The sequence below is a fragment of the Rhizobium sp. AN80A genome (assembly GCF_030053015.1).
GTDB classification, from domain to species: Bacteria; Pseudomonadota; Alphaproteobacteria; order Rhizobiales; family Rhizobiaceae; genus Rhizobium; species Rhizobium metallidurans.
Window position 1 is genome coordinate 2815001 of record NZ_JASJPX010000003.1, and the last position, 16763, is coordinate 2831763.

The following is a 16763-nucleotide window of genomic DNA, read 5'->3' on the forward strand; positions in this document are numbered from 1 at the left end:
GGCTGCGCCGCTTCAAATCCGAGCGTGGCGAACGCGCCGAGGCGGCGCGACAGCTCGCTCTCCGGCTGGCAAAAGGGCGCGACCAGATCGTGGCCGACGAGCCGGGCCTCGCCGGCCGGCTCCTTATCCATGCCTTTCCAGATCGCATCGCGCTGCAGCGCGGCGGGCGCGGGCGCTTCGTGATGGCCAATGGGCGCGGCGCGGAGATTGCCGAGACCGAGCGGCTGGCGAGCAGCCCGATGCTTGTGATCGCCGACCTCACGGGCCGGGCGGCGCAGGCGCGGATTCTCGCGGCGGCCGAAGTGACGCGCGGGGATGTCGAGGCGGAGCTGCCCGGCGCGATCCGCACCGACGACCAGACCTTCTTCGACCGGCAGAGCAGACAGGTGCGCGCAAGACGGGCGACGCGGCTCGGCGCCATCGTTTTTGACGAGACGCCGCTGCCTCGCCCCTCCGGCGAGGCCGTCACGCGGGCGCTTGCCGAGGGGATCAGGGAGATCGGGCTGGAACAGCTGCCGTTTTCGAAGGAAGCGACGCAGCTGCGCGAGCGAATCGGCTTTCTTCATAGAAGTATCGGCGCGCCATGGCCCGACATGAGCGACGCGGCGCTCATGTCTCGCATGGAGGACTGGTTCATTCCCTACCAGACGGATGCGCGGGGGCTTTCCGACATTTCGGCGGGCGGGCTTTCGAACGGATTGCTGGCGCTGGTGCCGCACGAGCTGCAACGCGACCTCGCACGGCTGGCGCCGACGCATTTCGAAGCGCCGACGGGACAAAGGCATCCGATACAATATGACGGCGAAGAGCCGACGCTGACGATCCGGGTTCAGGAGCTGTTCGGGCTGAAGACACATCCCGCGATCGCCGGCGGCCGGCTTTCGCTGCTGCTCGAGCTGACGTCGCCGGCGCATCGGCCGATCCAGACGACGCGGGATCTTCCGGGGTTCTGGGCCGGGAGCTGGAGGGACGTGCGCGCCGACATGCGCGGGCGCTATCCCCGGCATCCCTGGCCGGAAAAGCCGGAAGAAGCACCGCCGACCACCCGGGCGAAACCGCGAGGAACATGAGGCGACATGCCGTTCAAGGATAAAGAGATGGCCAGCAAAGTCGAAAGCGTGCCCGAGGAAGACAGACAAAGCAGCCGGCGGCTGAGGCTGGAAACGCTGGTTCGGTTGCGGTGGCTTGCCGTTTGCGGGCAGACCGCGACCGTGTTGATCGTCGCAGTCTGGCTCAAATTCCCGTTGCCGCTGGCCGAGAGCATGGCGCTGATCGCGGCGCTGGCGCTGGTGAACTTCTATCTGATGATCCGCTATCCGGCGACGCACCGCATCGACCCGGTGGCGGCGCTGGCGCTGCTCGGCTTCGATCTATTGCAGCTCTGCGCGCTGCTCTTCATCACCGGCGGGCTCGTCAATCCCTTCGCGGTTCTGGTGTGCGTTCCCGTCATCATCGCCTTCGCGTCGCAGCCGATCCGCTACAGCATGTCGCTGATCGTGGTGGCGATGATCTGCATCACGATCCTGTCCTTCTCGCCCTTCCCGCTTCCCTGGTTCGAGGGAGCCGAGATCAATGTGCCAAGCGTGATGCAATTCGGGGTGTGGTGCGCGATCGCTTCGACCATGACGTTTGCCGCCTTCTATGCCTATCGCGTGTCGATGGAAGCGCGCCAGCTCGCCGAGGCGCTGGCGGCGACGGAGCTGGTGCTGCAGCGCGAGAAACATCTGTCGCAGCTCGATGGCCTGGCGGCGGCGGCGGCGCACGAGCTGGGCACGCCGCTCGCGACGATCAGCGTCGTCGCCAAGGAGATGGAGCGGGAGCTGAAGGACGACGATCGTTTTCGCGAGGACGTGCAGCTGCTGCGCAGCCAGAGCGAGCGCTGCCGCGACATCCTGCGCCGGCTGACGACACTCTCGGCCGAGGGCGACGCGCATCTCAGACGCCTGCCGCTCTCCTCGATGATGGAGGAGATCGTCGCGCCGCATCGCGAATTCGGCATCAAGCTCAACCTGGTGGAAAAGGCGCCGCGCAAGGGCGAGCCGGTGACCGAGCGCAACGCCGGCATGATGTACGGGCTCGGCAACCTGATCGAGAACGCCGTCGACTATGCCCGCCGGGAGGTCACGGTGACGGTGGAGCACGACCAGGAGCGCGTGCGCATCACCGTGGAGGACGACGGCGAAGGTTACTCGCCCGACATCCTGCTCAGGATCGGCGAGCCTTACGTGACCAAGCGGCAGAGGGAAGATCGTGCCGGAGGACTGGGGCTCGGGCTGTTCATCGCCAAGACGCTGCTGGAGCGCTCGGGGGCAGTCCTGACCTTCGAGAATCGCGGGCCTGATTATGTCGGCGCGCGCGTTCGCGTCGAATGGCGCGGGTGCTGATGGATACGCATTCGACAAAATGAGCCGAGGGGGCTAAAGAAAATGCAATGCAATCGGCCTATATCAGGCTGACAGCGCCAGGATTGAGTCAATGAGTGAGCAGATTACCGACCCCTCCCCCGCCAGCGCCGACGACATCGGCCCGGACGCCAGCCTGCTGATCGTCGATGACGACGGACCGTTCCTGCGACGGCTGGCGCGCGCCATGGAGACGCGCGGCTTTGAGGTGGAAACGGCCGAATCGGTAGCGGAAGGCGTCGCCAAGTCGAACAGCAGCCCGCCGAAATACGCGGTGGTCGATCTCAGGCTCGGCGACGGCAACGGGCTTGATGTGATCGAGGCGATCCGCCAGAAGCGCGACGATACCCGCATCGTCGTCCTGACCGGCTACGGCAATATCGCAACGGCGGTGACCGCGGTGAAGCTCGGCGCCGTCGACTATCTGGCCAAGCCCGCCGACGCCGACGATGTCTATGCGGCGCTGACGCAGCGCAGCGGCGAGAAAGCCGAACTGCCGGAGAACCCGATGTCGGCCGACCGGGTTCGCTGGGAACATATTCAGCGCGTCTACGAAATCTGCGAACGCAACGTGTCGGAGACGGCGCGCCGGCTCAACATGCACCGCCGTACGTTGCAGCGCATCCTCGCCAAGCGGGCGCCAAAGTAAGAGACCACGAAAAAGCCTGGGTCAGACGTCGTCGACGCCAAGCGGCTTGCCGGTGGCCCACTCGGCCAGCAGCAGGCGCTGTGCGGCCGCACGGGAGAAATTCAGCGTGACGGATTTGCGCGTGGCGGGCGCCAGCCGATGCTCGGGCGCCTCGCGGATCATGTGGGCGCCGTAACCATCCGACAGAAACAGTCCGCAGTCCTCGGGGAAGATATCGAGCGGCACATCCTTGTGTGTCGCGAAGAACAGCCGGTCGCAATGCAGGCGGTATTCCGGCCACTTGCGGTCCACCCTGAAATCCTCGATCGAGGTCTTGATCTCGATGATCCAGATCTCGCCCTTTTCCGAGATGGTGATGAGATCGGCGCGCCGGCCGCTGGCGAGCGGAAGTTCCGGCAGGACGGCATGGCGCATCTCGTGAAGTAGAATTTGAGTTCCGCGACGCACGAGCATGGCTCTGTCCGACTGTCGGCCATCGATTAACGGATTGTTATTGTAAACACTCAAAATCGTCATGGATAAGCTCGGGGCCGGCGCCGGCGTTGTTGCAAAAAAACCATGCGGTTCTAGTTTGCCGTTGCGTAATTGCTCCGCCGCACTGCAACAGCTTGCCAAGGCGAAGTTAATCGAAAATAAACCATAATCTAAGATGGTTCGAAAGAACGATCCCCCCTTTGCCCCATTCTTAAGAGACATCCATGCGCATCCGCAATGCACTTCCTGTATTCGGCCTGATGGCGACGCTCGCTCTGGCCGGTTGCTCCACGACTTCCGACAGCGCCTCCGTCGAAAACAAGGCAGCCGCGTCGGGTCCGACCGTCCAGACCGCGCAGATCTTCGACGACGTCTACGGCGTCACCACGGATGCCGGATACTCGCTGCCCGCGATCCCGATCCAGCAGGTCAAGCCGCAGTTCCGCCGCCAGATCGTCTCCTACGAAAGCACGGAACGTCCGGGCACCATCATCGTCAACACCCGCGAACGCTTCCTTTACTACATCCTGCCGGGCGGCAAGGCGATGCGCTACGGCATCGGCGTCGGCAAGGAAGGCTTCGCATGGGCCGGCACCGCATACGTCGCCTGGAAGCAGGAATGGCCGAACTGGCATCCCCCGAAGGAAATGGCCGTTCGCCGCCCCGAGATCGCCAAATATGTCGAGGGCGGCATGGGCCCCGGCCTGACCAATCCGCTGGGCGCGCGCGCCATGTACCTCTTCAATAACGAGGGCAAGGATACGCTTTTCCGCCTGCACGGCACGCCGGAATGGCAATCGATCGGCACCGCCGCTTCGTCGGGCTGCATCCGCCTCATCAACCAGGACGTCATCGACCTCTACAGTCGCGTCCGTCCGGGCAAGACGACCTCGAAGGTCATCGTTATCCAGTAAGCTGGACCTGAAATTCGGTATAAAGAAGGCCGCCGGAGCGAATGTTCCGGCGGCCTTTTCGTATCTTCAAGCTGGGATCAAGCCGCTTGCGCGGCCTTCAATTCCAGTCGGCGGCGGTGCAGGACCGGCTCGGTATAGCCGTTCGGCTGCGCCCTGCCCTTCAGCACCAGTTCGAGGGCGGCGTGGAAGGCGATCGAGCGATCGAAATCGGCAGCCATCGGATGATAGGCCGGATCGCCGGCGTTCTGGCCATCGACCACGGCGGCCATGCGTTTCATCGTCTCGACGATCTGCGCTTCCGTAACCACCTTGTGCAACAGCCAGTTGGCCATGTGCTGCGCAGAGATGCGCAGCGTCGCGCGATCCTCCATCAGGCCGATGTTGTTGATGTCGGGGACCTTGGAGCAGCCGACGCCCTGATCGACCCAGCGCACGACGTAACCCAGGATCCCTTGAGCGTTGTTGTCGAGTTCGCGCTGGATTTCCTCCGGCGTCCAGTTCGGACGGACGGCAACGGGCACGGAGAGGATATCGCCGAGCTTGGCGCGCGGGCGATCCTTCAGGCCGCGCTGGACGTTGGCGACGTTGACGCGGTGATAATGCGTGGCGTGCAGCGTGGCGGCCGTGGGCGACGGCACCCAGGCGGTGTTGGCGCCGGCTTTCGGATGCGCGATCTTCTGCTCCAGCATGGCCGCCATCAGATCCGGCATGGCCCACATGCCCTTGCCGATCTGCGCATGACCGGAAAGGCCGCATTCGAGACCGACATCGACGTTCCAGTTCTCGTAGGCCGAGATCCATGCGGCCTGCTTCATGTCGCCCTTACGGATCATCGGGCCGGCTTCCATCGAGGTGTGCATCTCGTCGCCGGTGCGATCGAGGAAGCCGGTGTTGATGAAGACGACGCGCTCGCGGGCGGCGCGAATGCATTCCTTGAGGTTGACGGTGGTGCGGCGCTCCTCGTCCATGATGCCCATTTTCATGGTGTTTTTCGCCATGCCGAGCGCATCCTCGACGCGGCCGAAGATCTCGACGGCGAAGGCGACTTCCTCGGGGCCGTGCATCTTCGGCTTGACGACATACATCGAGCCGGTGCGCGAATTCTTGCGGCGGCCGTTCGGGCCGATGTCGTAGAGCGCGATGGCGGCGGTGATCATGGCGTCCATGATGCCCTCCGGCACCTCGTTGCCATCGCGATCAAGGATAGCCGGATTCGTCATGAGGTGGCCGACATTGCGGATCAGCATCAGCGAGCGGCGATGGACCTCGAAGCTGGCACCGTCAGGACCTGTGTAGTCGAGATCGGGATTGAGCTTGCGGATGAAGCTCTTGCCACCCTTCACGACTTCCTCCCGGAGATCGCCTTTCATCAGGCCGAGCCAGTTGCGATAGACCTCGGTCTTGTCCTCGGCGTCGACGGCGGCGATGGAATCCTCGCAGTCCATGATCGTGGTAATGGCGGATTCGAGCCAGACATCGGAGATATGGGCAGCGTCTCCCTTGCCGATATCGGTGGAGGCATCGATGACGATATCGATATGGATGCCGTTGTTCTTCAGGAGGATGTTGGTGGGTGCCGCGGGATCGCCCCGGTAGCCGGCGAAATGTGAAGGGTCTTTCGGAGCGACATGTTCGCCATCGGTCGATGTGATGGCGAGCGCGCCGTCCTTGATCGTCAGACCGGCGACGTCCTTCCAGCTCCAATCGACGAGCGGGACGGCATTGTCGAGGAAGGTGCGAACCCAGGCGATGACCTTTTCGCCGCGCTTGGGATTGTAGCCCTTGCCCTTCTCCGCGCCATCGGCCTCGGAAATCGCGTCGGTGCCGTAGAGCGCGTCGTAGAGCGAGCCCCAGCGGGCGTTGGCGGCATTCAGCGCGTAGCGGGCGTTCATGACCGGAACGACCAGCTGCGGGCCGGCGATGGAGGCGATCTCCGGATCGACATTCGTCGTGCCGACCTGAAAATCCGACCCCTCGGGCAGGAGATAGCCGATCTCGCGCAGGAATGCCTGATAGGCGTCCATATCGGTGGGGGCGCCGTGCTGGCGATACCAATCGTCGAGGCGCTGCTGCAGCGCGTCGCGCCTGGCGAGCAGTTCGCGGTTTTTCGGCGCCAGATCGTGGACGATGGCCGAGAAGTCGGCAAAGAACCTGTCCGCATCGAGCCCGAGACCGGGCAGCGCCTCCTTGACCAGGAAATCATGAAGGACGGCTTCGATCGCAAGACCGTGTTTTTCGATGCGGCTCATAGACTATCTCCTCGGGCGGCGCTTTTTTCGCATGCTGCCACTTTCACCGGCTTTCATTCATAGTCAATCAGGCAATAGTTTGAAAGATTTATGCCTTTTCAGGCGTGGACTCTCGGCGTGATGCGCATGGGAAGGCCGTTCTGCGGCTGGGTGGTCAGTTTCTGAACCGGCCACGGATTGGTTTCATCCGTCATGTCGAAGCGGAAGCGATGCATCATGACAGCGAGCGCGATGACCGCCTCCTGCAGCGCGAAGGTGGCGCCGATGCAGACGCGCGGGCCGGCGCCGAACGGAAGAAACTGGAAGCGGCTGATCTTGGCGCGGTTCTCGGGCAGGAAGCGCTCGGGCATGTAGGCGCGGGGCTTGTCCCAATAGAGTTCGTGGCGATGCAGCGTCCAGGGCATGATCAGCACGGTGACGCCGGCCTCGATCTCGACGGTCTCGCCCTTTTCATTCGTCCAGCGGTCGTCCGATATCGCGGCGCGGTTGATCGAGGGCGCCGGCGGATAGAGGCGCAGGGCTTCCTCGAAGGCGGCGCGGGTATAGGGCATGAGATCGAGCCACTTCACCGGTTCGGCGCCGTCGGCAAGCACGCGGTCGATCTCCTCTTCCATCGCATCGCGGATATGCGGCGTGTTGGCGACGCAATAGAGCGTCCAGGCGAGCGCGCGGGCCGTGGTTTCATGGCCGGCGCCGATGAACGTCAGGATATTGTCCTCGATCTCGGCATTGGTGAGCCCGCCCGATTTCGCCTGGTCGAGCAAGAGCGTCAGGAAATCCTCGGGCGTCGCGCCGCGATCCTCTTCCATGCGCAGGAGACGGGCATCCATGGTTTCGCGAACGATGGTGCGGAATTTCTCGAGCACCTTCTGGCCGCCGATACGCGTGACGCGCGGCACCCAGGAGGGCGCGCGCAGCAGATCCATCGGATCGACGCGGCCCATGCGATGCAGGAGCGCGTTGACATCGTCGGCGAAACTATCGGACGAGGTGACGATCTCGCCCGAAAACAGCGTGTCGGCAAGGATGGCGAAAGTGAGTTCGGCCATGTCGCTGGCGATCTCGAAGGTCTTTCCCGTGCTGCCCGCCATCTCATACTTGCGGATATAGTCTTCCGACTGCCGCAGCATCTGGCCGGCGAAGCCATTGGCGTGGCGCGGCGTGAAGACCGGCGCTACGGCCTTGCGCGAACGCTTCCAGACCTCGCCCTCGGCCGTCAGCAAGCCGTCGCGCAGGATGGGGCGCAGGATCAGCTGGCGGATATCCGACATGCGGTAATTGGCGGCGTTGTCGACCAGCACATGCTTGATCAGGCCAGGATCGTTGACGATGATCGTGCGTTCGCGGAAGAACTTCGTCTTGATGAAGGGGAGCGTGTAGGAGGGCTCGCCCCAAAGCTCCAGCGGATTGCGCAGGATGGTGCGGATGATCTCAAGCCGGCTCGGCGGCACGGTGCGCGGAACGGGCGCTGGCGGAACGAACGGATCTGGACGCATGTCCATGGGAAAGCCTTTCGGGGAAGATTGTCACCCTCCCCTAAAGGCTAGAGCAGGGGCTCCAGCTCGTCCAGCTTGTCGTTGATCAACCATCCGTAATAGTTCTCTTCCGGCCAGGCCGTTTCGCCGGAGGCGCGGTTCTTGGCGGCCAGCGCCGCGGCACGCTGGCGGGAATTGCCGAGATTGTAGAGCGTTGCCGTCAGGCCCGGGTTCTTCGAGATATCCATGCCGGCGATCTGCTTGTAATCGTCGATCGAGCGGCGCACGGCGGCGGCCACGAAGGCCAGCGAGATATCGGGCTGCATGATCGCCTTGTAGACGCTGCCTGCATCCTTCTCGTTGAGCTTGTCATAGCCGGAAACACGGTTGACGAGATCGGAGAGCATCAGCGCGGTGAGCGGATTGATCTGGCCGAGGCCGAAGGTCTGGCCGGCATAGAAGGGCTGGAAGAAGACGGCGCTGAAGCGATTGTTCGGGAAGCTCTTGCCGCCGACGGTCTTGCCGCGGAAATCGCTTTCCCAGACATCCTCGCGGCAGCTCCAGAGCGTGTAGGAATCGGTCTTGCCATCGCATGCGGAAAATTGCGGACGCTTGACGAAATCATCCACGTTCTCGCCGTCATAGGCGAAACGGAAGCTTTCGCCGGCATAGGACGCGGCCTTGACGTAGTAGGACTGAAGGCGGTCGTAGGCGTCGACATTATAGGTGTGCTCGCCGACGATGGCGCCGACCACGTGGATCGGGTCGATGCCATAGGCGGCCGACACCTTCTTGATCTTCGCCATCAGTTCGCGATCGGTGGCGAGAAGCTCGCGGACCTTCTCGTACTTGCGGTCGAAGGTGGTCTTGGTGCCCTTGGTGCGGCGGACAGATGCGCCGGGGACGTCCGGCTGCTCGACATTGCGATTGCCCGGTGGCACGACCTGCATGGAGAATGCGGGCGCGGCGGCAAAGACGGTGGCGGCAATTACAAGGCTCGTCAGAAGGCGTCGCACGATCAGCTTTCCCATCGTTTAGGCATTGGTCGGCATTTTCAGTTTCGCTGGCCCAATTTGCCGGGCTCGCTTGGCTGGCGCGCTGACTGTACCAAAATCTTGGCCGAATAATGCTGGCGCCAATAACAAGACGGGCCTTTCACTAAAAAGTAAAAGGCCCGTTGTCGAGAGTTTCGACGGTCAAAGTTACTGCGTCATGCCGGCAAAAGCCAGGACCGGTGTTTGCGCATCACAGAATGAAGCGCGACAGGTCGGTGTTCTGGGCGAGATCGCCGACGTTCTTGCGTACGTATTCGGCGTCTATCGTCACCGAGGTGCCGCCGCGATCCGGGGCGTTGAAGGAGATTTCGTCCAGCACGCGCTCCATCACCGTCTGCAGGCGACGCGCGCCGATGTTTTCGACCGAGGCGTTCAGGTGAACGGCGACGTCGGCAAGCGCATCGATGCCGTCATCGGTGAATTCCAGCGTCAGACCTTCGGTTTCCATCAGCGCCTTGTACTGGCGGATGAGGCTGGCCTCGGTTTCCGTCAGGATGCGGCGAAAGTCTTCCTTGGTCAGCGGACGCAATTCGACACGGATCGGCAGGCGGCCCTGCAATTCGGGCAGCAGGTCCGACGGCTTGGAGACGTGAAAGGCGCCGGATGCGATGAAGAGCACGTGGTCGGTCTTCACCGGCCCGTACTTGGTCGACACCGTCGTGCCTTCGACCAGCGGCAGCAGGTCGCGCTGCACGCCTTCGCGGGACACGCCCGCGCCCATGCCGCCATCGCGAGCGGCGATCTTGTCGATCTCGTCGAGGAAGACGATGCCGTCGTTTTCGACGGAGCGGACGGCCTCGCGCTGGATGACTTCACTGTCGATCAGCTTGTCGGATTCGTCGCGGATCAGGTCGGTATAGGAGGCCTTGACCGTGGTGCGCACCTTCTTGGTGCGGCCGCCCATGGCCTTGCCGAACATTTCCGACAGGTTGATCATGCCGATGTTGCCGCCGGGCATGCCGGGGATGTCGAAGCCGCCCATGCCGGTGCTGGTATCTGCCACCTCGATATCGATTTCCTTGTCGTCGAGCTCACCGGCGCGCAGCTTCTTGCGGAAGCTGTCGCGGGTGGCCGGCGATGCGGTCGATCCGACCAGCGCGTCGAGCACGCGTTCCTCGGCGCTCATATGGGCCTTGGCCTCGACCTCGGCGCGCTTCTTTTCGCGCGCCAGACCGATGCCGACCTCGACGAGGTCGCGGACGATCTGCTCGACATCGCGGCCGACATAACCGACTTCGGTGAACTTCGTGGCTTCGACCTTGATGAAGGGGGCGCCGGCGAGCTTGGCGAGGCGGCGGGAGATTTCCGTCTTGCCGACGCCGGTCGGGCCGATCATCAGGATGTTCTTGGGCATCACTTCGTCGCGCAGGCTCTCATCGAGCTGCTGGCGGCGCCAGCGGTTGCGCAGCGCAATGGCGACGGCGCGCTTGGCGTCATGCTGGCCGATGATGTGGCGGTCCAGCTCGGAGACGATTTCCCGGGGAGAAAAATTGGTCATGATATCCTCTTGGCTTTCCTGCTCCGGCCGGCCGTTCTCGGCCCGGCCCACAGGACCCATTGTGAACGATTGCCGTTATTCGGCGTCGAGCGTTTCGACCACGAGATTGTGGTTGGTGTAGACGCAGATATCGGCGGCGATATCCAGCGCCCGGCGGGCCACTTCTTCGGCCGACTTGTCGCTGTCCATCAGGGCGCGGGCGGCGGCGAAGGCGTAGTTGCCGCCGGAGCCGATGGCGATGGCGCCATGTTCGGGCTCGAGCACGTCGCCGTTGCCGGTGATCGCCAGCGTCACCGACTTGTCGGCGACCAGCATCATGGCTTCGAGATTGCGCAGATACTTGTCGGTACGCCAATCCTTGGCGAGCTCGACGGCGGCGCGCATCAGCTGGCCGGGATACTGCTCGAGCTTCTTCTCGAGCCGCTCCAAGAGCGTGAAGGCGTCGGCGGTGGCACCGGCGAAACCGGCAATGACGTCGCCCTTGCCGATGCGGCGCACCTTGCGGGCATTGCCCTTCATGACGGTCTGGCCGAGGCTGACCTGTCCATCGCCCGCCATGATGACCTTGCCGCCCTTTCGGACCGTGATAATGGTTGTCATCGATTATACCCTGGCCCGTCAGGCGGGCGCTTACCTCGGGCCGCACATCGGCCCCGTTGAGCCCTATGTAAGTTGGCGAATGCCGATTGCAATTGGCTTCGATTTCTCTGCCCGCGCTTCTGGATATTTCCCGGCACGCCTGATAAGGAACCCGCGTATTTCGGAGGGAGCGCCATATGGCCGAGACCGCAGCAAGCCGTACGGGATCGGTATCCCGCAAGACCAACGAGACCTCGGTTTCCGTTTCCGTCAATCTCGACGGTACCGGAAAATCGACGATTTCGACCGGCGTCGGCTTCTTCGACCATATGCTCGACCAACTGTCGCGACATTCGCTGATCGACATGGAGATCGAAACCAAGGGCGATCTGCATGTCGACGACCACCATGCGGTGGAAGACACCGGCATCGCCATCGGCCAGGCCATCGCCAAGGCGCTCGGCGACCGTCGCGGCATCACCCGCTACGCCTCGATCGACCTTGCCATGGACGAGACGATGACGAAGGCCGCCGTCGATCTTTCCGGCCGTCCCTTCCTCGTCTGGAACGTGTCGTTCAGCGCGCCGAAGATCGGCACGTTCGACACCGAACTCGTCCGCGAGTTCTTCCAGGCACTGGCCCAGAACGCCGGGATCACCTTGCATGTCCTGAACCATTATGGTGCCAACAACCACCATATTGCCGAGACGTGCTTCAAGGCCGTCGCCCGCGCGCTGCGCACGGCGACAGAGATCGATCCTAGGCAGGCGGGCCGTGTACCCTCGACGAAGGGCACGCTCGTCTAAGCCCCTTCAGGGAGCTTGACGACATGACTTCCAGCTATCTGGTTCTGACCGCCCCCGGCGGCGCCGACACCACGCACGAGAAGACGCGCTTCATCCGCGACGGCTTCAGCGTGCTCGGCTTCATGTTTCCGTGGATCTGGCTCGCCGTTCACCGGCTCTGGCTCTACGCCGTCGCCGCCTTTCTGCTGCAGACCATCGGCGGCGCGCTGATGGATCAGCCAGGCCTGTGGCTGGTCGGTCTCGCCGTGACCTTCGGCACCAGCCTTCTCGTCGGCTTCGAGGGACAGAACCTTTGGGTGCGCAAGCTTGTCTCCAAGGGCTGGCAGGACGAAGCGCTGATCTCGGCCGATCGGCTCGACGTCGCCGAGGAAATCTACTTTTCTGAAATTCAGACCGATCTCGGTGACGACACTCCCTTGCCGTCACCGCAATGGGATGGCGGTAACCGCGCCGATCGCGGCACCGCGACCTCGCTCGGTCTCTTTGGCTTTGATGGAGGACGCTGATGCGCGTCGCAATTATCGACTACGGCTCCGGCAATCTGCGCTCGGCGACGAAGGCCTTCGAGCGGGCCGCCCGCGAGGCCGGCATCGAGGCTGCGATCGACCTCACCGACAAGGCCGATGTCGTTGCCGCCGCCGATCGCGTCGTTTTGCCGGGTGTCGGCGCTTATGCCGATTGCCGGCGCGGACTGGACGCCGTGCCCGGGATGACCGAGGCGCTGATCGACGTGGTCGAGAAGAAGGCACGGCCTTTCCTCGGCATCTGCGTCGGCATGCAGCTGATGTCCTCGCGCGGGCTGGAGAAGACCACGACCGAGGGCCTCGGCTGGATTCCCGGCGACGTCGTTGAAATGACGCCCGACGATCCCAATCTGAAGATACCGCAGATCGGCTGGAACACGCTCGACCTCAAGCGCCCTCACCCGCTGTTCGACGGCATTCCGACAGGCCCTGACGGGCTGCATGCCTATTTCGTGCATTCCTACCATCTGGCCGCTCGAAACCCCGAGGACGTGATCGCGACCACGGGCTACGGTGGCCCGCTGACGGCCTTTGTCGGACGCGACAACATGGCCGGCGCGCAGTTCCATCCGGAGAAGAGCCAGAAGCTCGGTCTCGCCCTGATTGCCAATTTCCTGCGCTGGAAGCCCTGAGCTCGCGCCTTCAAAGGACTGACAGAATGATCCTCTTTCCCGCCATCGATCTCAAGGACGGCCAGTGCGTTCGCCTCAAGCTGGGCGACATGGAGCAGGCCACCGTCTACAATCCCGACCCCGGCGCGCAGGCCAAGGCCTTCGAGGACCAGGGCTTCGAATGGCTGCACGTGGTCGATCTCAACGGCGCGTTCGCCGGCGAGAGCGTCAATGGCGCTGCCGTCGATGCGATCCTGAAGGCCACCAAGAACCCGGTGCAGCTCGGCGGCGGTATCCGCACACTCGACCACATCGAGAGCTGGCTGTCGCGCGGGCTGTCGCGGGTGATCCTCGGCACCGTTGCCGTGCGCGATCCGGCGCTTGTGATCGAGGCCTGCCGTAAATTCCCCGGACATGTGGCCGTCGGCATCGACGCCAAGGGCGGCAAGGTGGCCGTCGAGGGCTGGGCGGAGGCGTCCGAGCTCGGCATCATCGAACTGGCTAAAAAATTCGAGGGCGCCGGTGTGGCGGCGATCATCTATACCGACATCGACCGCGACGGCATCCTGACCGGGATCAACTGGGATTCGACGCTGGAACTGGCCGATGCGGTATCCATCCCGGTCATCGCATCGGGCGGCCTGGCTTCGATCGACGACATCAAGCGGATGCTGAAGCCGGATGCCGCCAAGCTGGAAGGCGCGATTTCAGGCCGCGCGCTCTATGACGGCCGTATCGATCCCAGCCAAGCGCTGGCGCTGATCAAAGCGTCTCGCGCGAAGGAGACCGCGCAATGACCCTGAAGGCTCGCGTCATTCCCTGCCTCGACGTCAAGGACGGCCGCGTCGTCAAGGGCGTCAACTTCCTCAACCTCGTCGATGCCGGCGATCCCGTCGAGGCCGCCAAGGCCTATGACGCGGCCGGCGCCGACGAGCTCTGCTTCCTCGACATCACCGCCTCCTCCGACAACCGCGAAACGATCTTCGACGTGGTGTCACGCACGGCCGACCAGTGCTTCATGCCGGTGACCGTCGGTGGTGGCGTGCGGACGATCGCAGACATCCGCAAGCTGCTGCTTTGCGGGGCCGACAAGGTGTCGATCAATTCGGCGGCCGTCAGCAACCCTGATTTCGTGGCGGAGGCGGCCGACAAGTTCGGCGACCAGTGCATCGTCGTGTCGATCGACGCCAAGCGCCGGCAGACCCCTGCCAGCGGAGACGCCAGCGCCTGGGAGATCTACACCCATGGCGGCCGCAACGCGACGGGCATCGATGCCGTCGATTTCGCGCGCCGCATGGTCGAGCGCGGGGCCGGCGAATTGCTGGTGACCTCGATGGACCGCGACGGAACGAAAGCCGGCTACGATCTGGAGCTGACGCGGGCGATTGCCGATGCGGTGCGTGTGCCCGTCATCGCATCGGGCGGCGTCGGCGATCTCGATGACCTCGTGGCCGGCGTCAAGGAGGGCCATGCGACAGCGGTTCTCGCCGCCTCGATCTTCCACTTCGGCACCTATTCCGTCGGCGAAGCGAAGCGCTATATGTCTTCCTGCGGCATCGACATGCGTCTCGACTGAGACTGAAAGCGATATGATGAGCGAATTCACACTCAGCGACCTCGAAAAGATCGTCGATACGCGATCAAAGGCTTCGCCCGAGGAATCCTGGACGGCGAAGCTCGTTGCCGCCGGTCAGGCGAAGGCGGCGAAGAAGCTTGGCGAGGAGGCGATCGAAGCCGTCATGGCGGCCGTGACCGACGATCGCGAAAATCTCGCCTACGAGGCGGCCGACGTGCTCTATCATCTCTTGGTCGTATTGAAGATCGCCGGCGTTCCGCTACAAGATGTCATGGCGGAACTTGAGCGTCGTACCGCTCAATCCGGCCTCAGGGAGAAGGCCAGTCGGCAAAGCTGATGGGTATCGCAAGACAGATCACCGGTGCGCACGAGACGCACGATCATTTCCAGGCGAATGCCTATTCGCCCTATCACTTCTTTTCATCCGAGGAATGGGCGAAGCTCAGGGCGGACACGCCGATGACGCTGACCTCGGACGAGGTCAAGCGGCTGCGCTCGATGGGCGACCCGATCGATCTCGACGAAGTGAGGCGCATCTATCTCTCGGTCTCGCGCCTGCTTTCGGCCCATGTGGAATCGTCGCAGCTGCTGTTCCAGCAGCGCAACCGCTTCCTCAGCCTGTCGAACGTGGCGAAGACGCCGTTCGTGATCGGCATCGCCGGCTCGGTGGCGGTGGGCAAATCGACGACGGCGCGTATCCTGAAGGAGCTCTTGCGCCGCTGGCCGTCGAGCCCGAAGGTGGATCTGGTGACCACGGACGGCTTCCTGCATCCGAACGCCGTGCTGCAGCGGGAAAACCTGATGCAGCGCAAGGGCTTCCCCGAGAGCTACGACACCGGTGCCATCCTGCGGTTTCTGGCGGCGATCAAGGCCGGGCAGCCCGACGTCAAGGCGCCGTCCTACTCGCACCTCGTCTATGACGTGCTGCCGAACGAATACAAGATCATCGACCGGCCAGACATCCTGATCTTCGAGGGCATCAACGTGCTGCAATCGCGCGACCTGCCGGCGGGTGGCAAGATCGTGCCGATGGTCTCGGACTTCTTCGACTTCTCGATCTACATCGACGCGGATGAAAGCCGGATTCACGACTGGTACGTGACGCGCTTCATGGGCCTGCGCGAGACCGCCTTCCGCGATCCGAACTCGTTCTTCCACCGCTATGCCTCGATCAGCGAGGAGGAAGCGCTGTCGATCGCCGAGGGGCTCTGGCAGAACATCAACCTCAAGAACCTTCGCGAAAACATCCTGCCGACGCGCCCGCGCGCGGACCTGATCCTGCGCAAGGGGCAGGATCATCTGATCGAACAGGTCGCTTTGAGGAAACTCTAGGGTTTCACGCGCCGAAGCGTCAGGTTGATGCGGCCGCCGTTCTTGAGAAGCGTCGATGTCGCGGGGTAGATGCGATCCACACCGTGGAAACACAGGCGTCCCTCACCGCCGAGAACAACCACATCGCCGCTCGACAGCTTGAAGGACATGGTCTTGTCCGTGCGCTCGAGGCCGCCGACGCGAAACAGGCAGGTGTTGCCGAGCGAGATCGACACGACGGGCGCCGAGAGATCCTGCTCGTCCTTGTCCTGATGCAGGCCCATCCTGGCATCGTCGGCATAGAAATTGACGAGACAGGCCTCGGGCGGCTTGTCGTAGCCGGAAACGTCATTCCAGATATCAAGCAATTCGGCCGGGATTTCCGGCCAGGGCTCTCCCGTCGCCGGATGCGTCGGCTGGTAGCGGTAGCCGCGCTCCTTGTCGGTGACCCAGCCGAGCGAGCCGCAATTGGTCATGCGCACCGACATGGGCTTGCCGGTGCCCGGCATGACCGGAGTGTAGAGCGGCGCTTGCGCGACGATCTCGCGGATGATGCCAACCAGCGCTTCCCGGCGGGGGCGGCTCAGATAGTCCGGGCTGTGGCGAATGCCGTTCGACAACTGCAGCATCGTGCCCTCCC

17 protein-coding genes and 1 pseudogene (1 of these 18 cut by a window edge) are annotated in these 16763 nt (G+C 63.4%); 11 read left to right on the top strand and 7 right to left on the bottom strand.

All coding sequences use genetic code 11. The features are described 5' to 3' along the window. The 3 genes and pseudogenes from hrpB to P3R82_RS25605 all read left to right on the top strand — a co-directional run. Nucleotides 1–1070: the final stretch of an ATP-dependent helicase HrpB gene (gene hrpB, locus P3R82_RS25595; RefSeq protein ID WP_283195817.1), read on the top strand. Its footprint begins 1396 nt before the window's first position; the window shows 1070 of its 2466 coding nt (coding positions 1397–2466); its start codon lies off the left edge, out of view; the stop codon is at nt 1068–1070. A gap of 27 nt (nt 1071–1097) precedes the next feature. After that, nucleotides 1098–2407, top strand: a pseudogene (locus tag P3R82_RS25600) (ActS/PrrB/RegB family redox-sensitive histidine kinase). A 68-nt stretch (nt 2408–2475) separates the two neighbouring features. After that, on the top strand, nt 2476–3051 hold the full coding sequence (locus tag P3R82_RS25605) for an ActR/PrrA/RegA family redox response regulator transcription factor (RefSeq protein WP_283195818.1): 576 nt from the start codon (nt 2476–2478) through the stop codon (nt 3049–3051). A gap of 21 nt (nt 3052–3072) precedes the next feature. On the opposite strand, the gene P3R82_RS25610 is transcribed toward P3R82_RS25605, so the two are convergent. After that, on the bottom strand, nt 3073–3567 hold the full coding sequence (locus P3R82_RS25610; protein WP_183900135.1) for an MmcB family DNA repair protein: 495 nt from the start codon (nt 3565–3567) through the stop codon (nt 3073–3075). 182 nt (nt 3568–3749) lie between these two features. On the opposite strand from P3R82_RS25610, the gene P3R82_RS25615 reads away from it, so the two are divergent. Continuing rightward, on the top strand, nt 3750–4439 hold the full coding sequence (locus P3R82_RS25615) for a L,D-transpeptidase (protein WP_283195819.1): 690 nt from the start codon (nt 3750–3752) through the stop codon (nt 4437–4439). 77 nt (nt 4440–4516) lie between these two features. On the opposite strand, the gene P3R82_RS25620 is transcribed toward P3R82_RS25615, so the two are convergent. The 5 genes from P3R82_RS25620 to hslV all read right to left on the bottom strand — a co-directional run bounded on the left by P3R82_RS25620 (nt 4517) and on the right by hslV (nt 11316). Further along, nucleotides 4517–6688 carry a malate synthase G gene (locus P3R82_RS25620; protein WP_283195820.1) on the bottom strand — a complete coding sequence of 724 codons (2172 nt, stop codon included), beginning with the start codon at nt 6686–6688 and terminating at the stop codon, nt 4517–4519. A 98-nt stretch (nt 6689–6786) separates the two neighbouring features. After that, the gene (locus P3R82_RS25625; RefSeq protein ID WP_283195821.1) at nt 6787–8190 is read right to left on the bottom strand and encodes a cytochrome P450; all 1404 of its coding nucleotides are present in this window, start codon (nt 8188–8190) and stop codon (nt 6787–6789) included. A 41-nt stretch (nt 8191–8231) separates the two neighbouring features. After that, nucleotides 8232–9179 carry a DUF1402 family protein gene (locus P3R82_RS25630; RefSeq protein WP_283195822.1) on the bottom strand — a complete coding sequence of 316 codons (948 nt, stop codon included), beginning with the start codon at nt 9177–9179 and terminating at the stop codon, nt 8232–8234. A gap of 229 nt (nt 9180–9408) precedes the next feature. Next, nucleotides 9409–10716, bottom strand: a complete 1308-nt coding sequence (gene hslU / locus P3R82_RS25635; RefSeq protein WP_283195823.1) for an ATP-dependent protease ATPase subunit HslU — start codon at nt 10714–10716, stop codon at nt 9409–9411. Nucleotides 10717–10791: 75 nt separating this feature from the next. Then, a complete protein-coding gene (gene hslV, locus P3R82_RS25640; protein WP_018901162.1) occupies nt 10792–11316 on the bottom strand; it encodes an ATP-dependent protease subunit HslV in 525 nt (174 codons plus the stop codon). Between the two features lie 176 nt (nt 11317–11492). On the opposite strand from hslV, the gene hisB reads away from it, so the two are divergent. From hisB to coaA, 7 genes are read left to right on the top strand one after another with little or no spacing between them, the layout of a single operon-like run. Continuing rightward, the gene (gene hisB / locus P3R82_RS25645; protein ID WP_183900120.1) at nt 11493–12101 is read left to right on the top strand and encodes an imidazoleglycerol-phosphate dehydratase HisB; all 609 of its coding nucleotides are present in this window, start codon (nt 11493–11495) and stop codon (nt 12099–12101) included. Between the two features lie 23 nt (nt 12102–12124). Further along, nucleotides 12125–12607 carry a DUF2628 domain-containing protein gene (locus tag P3R82_RS25650; RefSeq protein WP_283195824.1) on the top strand — a complete coding sequence of 161 codons (483 nt, stop codon included), beginning with the start codon at nt 12125–12127 and terminating at the stop codon, nt 12605–12607. Further along, complete coding sequence (gene hisH, locus P3R82_RS25655; protein ID WP_283195825.1) at nt 12607–13257, top strand: imidazole glycerol phosphate synthase subunit HisH; 651 nt, start codon at nt 12607–12609, stop codon at nt 13255–13257. The genes P3R82_RS25650 and hisH overlap by 1 nt, the downstream gene beginning before the upstream one ends. Before the next feature lie 26 nt (nt 13258–13283). After that, nucleotides 13284–14033 carry a 1-(5-phosphoribosyl)-5-[(5-phosphoribosylamino)methylideneamino]imidazole-4-carboxamide isomerase gene (gene hisA, locus P3R82_RS25660; RefSeq protein WP_283195826.1) on the top strand — a complete coding sequence of 250 codons (750 nt, stop codon included), beginning with the start codon at nt 13284–13286 and terminating at the stop codon, nt 14031–14033. After that, the gene (hisF, locus tag P3R82_RS25665) at nt 14030–14812 is read left to right on the top strand and encodes an imidazole glycerol phosphate synthase subunit HisF (protein ID WP_183900116.1); all 783 of its coding nucleotides are present in this window, start codon (nt 14030–14032) and stop codon (nt 14810–14812) included. The genes hisA and hisF overlap by 4 nt, the downstream gene beginning before the upstream one ends. A gap of 16 nt (nt 14813–14828) precedes the next feature. After that, nucleotides 14829–15149, top strand: coding sequence for a phosphoribosyl-ATP diphosphatase (locus tag P3R82_RS25670; RefSeq protein WP_183900115.1), 321 nt, complete (start codon nt 14829–14831; stop codon nt 15147–15149). Further along, complete coding sequence (gene coaA, locus P3R82_RS25675) at nt 15149–16144, top strand: type I pantothenate kinase (RefSeq protein ID WP_183900114.1); 996 nt, start codon at nt 15149–15151, stop codon at nt 16142–16144. Before P3R82_RS25670 ends, coaA begins: the two co-directional genes overlap by 1 nt. On the opposite strand, the gene P3R82_RS25680 is transcribed toward coaA, so the two are convergent. Next, nucleotides 16141–16752: an alpha-ketoglutarate-dependent dioxygenase AlkB gene (locus tag P3R82_RS25680; RefSeq protein ID WP_283195827.1), complete on the bottom strand. Its 612-nt coding sequence runs from the start codon at nt 16750–16752 to the stop codon at nt 16141–16143. The genes coaA and P3R82_RS25680 overlap by 4 nt on opposite strands. Between the last annotated feature and the right edge of the window lie 11 nt (nt 16753–16763).

Excerpts from the sequence above, each read along its gene's own strand:
- P3R82_RS25605 (WP_283195818.1), top strand. The coding sequence starts at position 2,476 with ATGAGTGAGCAGATTACCGACCCCTCCCCCGCCAGCGCCGACGACATC.
- P3R82_RS25610 (WP_183900135.1), bottom strand. The coding sequence starts at position 3,567 with ATGACGATTTTGAGTGTTTACAATAACAATCCGTTAATCGATGGCCGA.
- P3R82_RS25615 (WP_283195819.1), top strand. The coding sequence starts at position 3,750 with ATGCGCATCCGCAATGCACTTCCTGTATTCGGCCTGATGGCGACGCTC.
- P3R82_RS25620 (WP_283195820.1), bottom strand. The coding sequence starts at position 6,688 with ATGAGCCGCATCGAAAAACACGGTCTTGCGATCGAAGCCGTCCTTCAT.
- P3R82_RS25625 (WP_283195821.1), bottom strand. The coding sequence starts at position 8,190 with ATGGACATGCGTCCAGATCCGTTCGTTCCGCCAGCGCCCGTTCCGCGC.
- hslU (WP_283195823.1), bottom strand. The coding sequence starts at position 10,716 with ATGACCAATTTTTCTCCCCGGGAAATCGTCTCCGAGCTGGACCGCCAC.
- hslV (WP_018901162.1), bottom strand. The coding sequence starts at position 11,316 with ATGACAACCATTATCACGGTCCGAAAGGGCGGCAAGGTCATCATGGCG.
- hisB (WP_183900120.1), top strand. The coding sequence starts at position 11,493 with ATGGCCGAGACCGCAGCAAGCCGTACGGGATCGGTATCCCGCAAGACC.
- P3R82_RS25650 (WP_283195824.1), top strand. The coding sequence starts at position 12,125 with ATGACTTCCAGCTATCTGGTTCTGACCGCCCCCGGCGGCGCCGACACC.
- hisH (WP_283195825.1), top strand. The coding sequence starts at position 12,607 with ATGCGCGTCGCAATTATCGACTACGGCTCCGGCAATCTGCGCTCGGCG.
- hisA (WP_283195826.1), top strand. The coding sequence starts at position 13,284 with ATGATCCTCTTTCCCGCCATCGATCTCAAGGACGGCCAGTGCGTTCGC.
- hisF (WP_183900116.1), top strand. The coding sequence starts at position 14,030 with ATGACCCTGAAGGCTCGCGTCATTCCCTGCCTCGACGTCAAGGACGGC.
- P3R82_RS25670 (WP_183900115.1), top strand. The coding sequence starts at position 14,829 with ATGAGCGAATTCACACTCAGCGACCTCGAAAAGATCGTCGATACGCGA.
- coaA (WP_183900114.1), top strand. The coding sequence starts at position 15,149 with ATGGGTATCGCAAGACAGATCACCGGTGCGCACGAGACGCACGATCAT.
- P3R82_RS25680 (WP_283195827.1), bottom strand. The coding sequence starts at position 16,752 with ATGCTGCAGTTGTCGAACGGCATTCGCCACAGCCCGGACTATCTGAGC.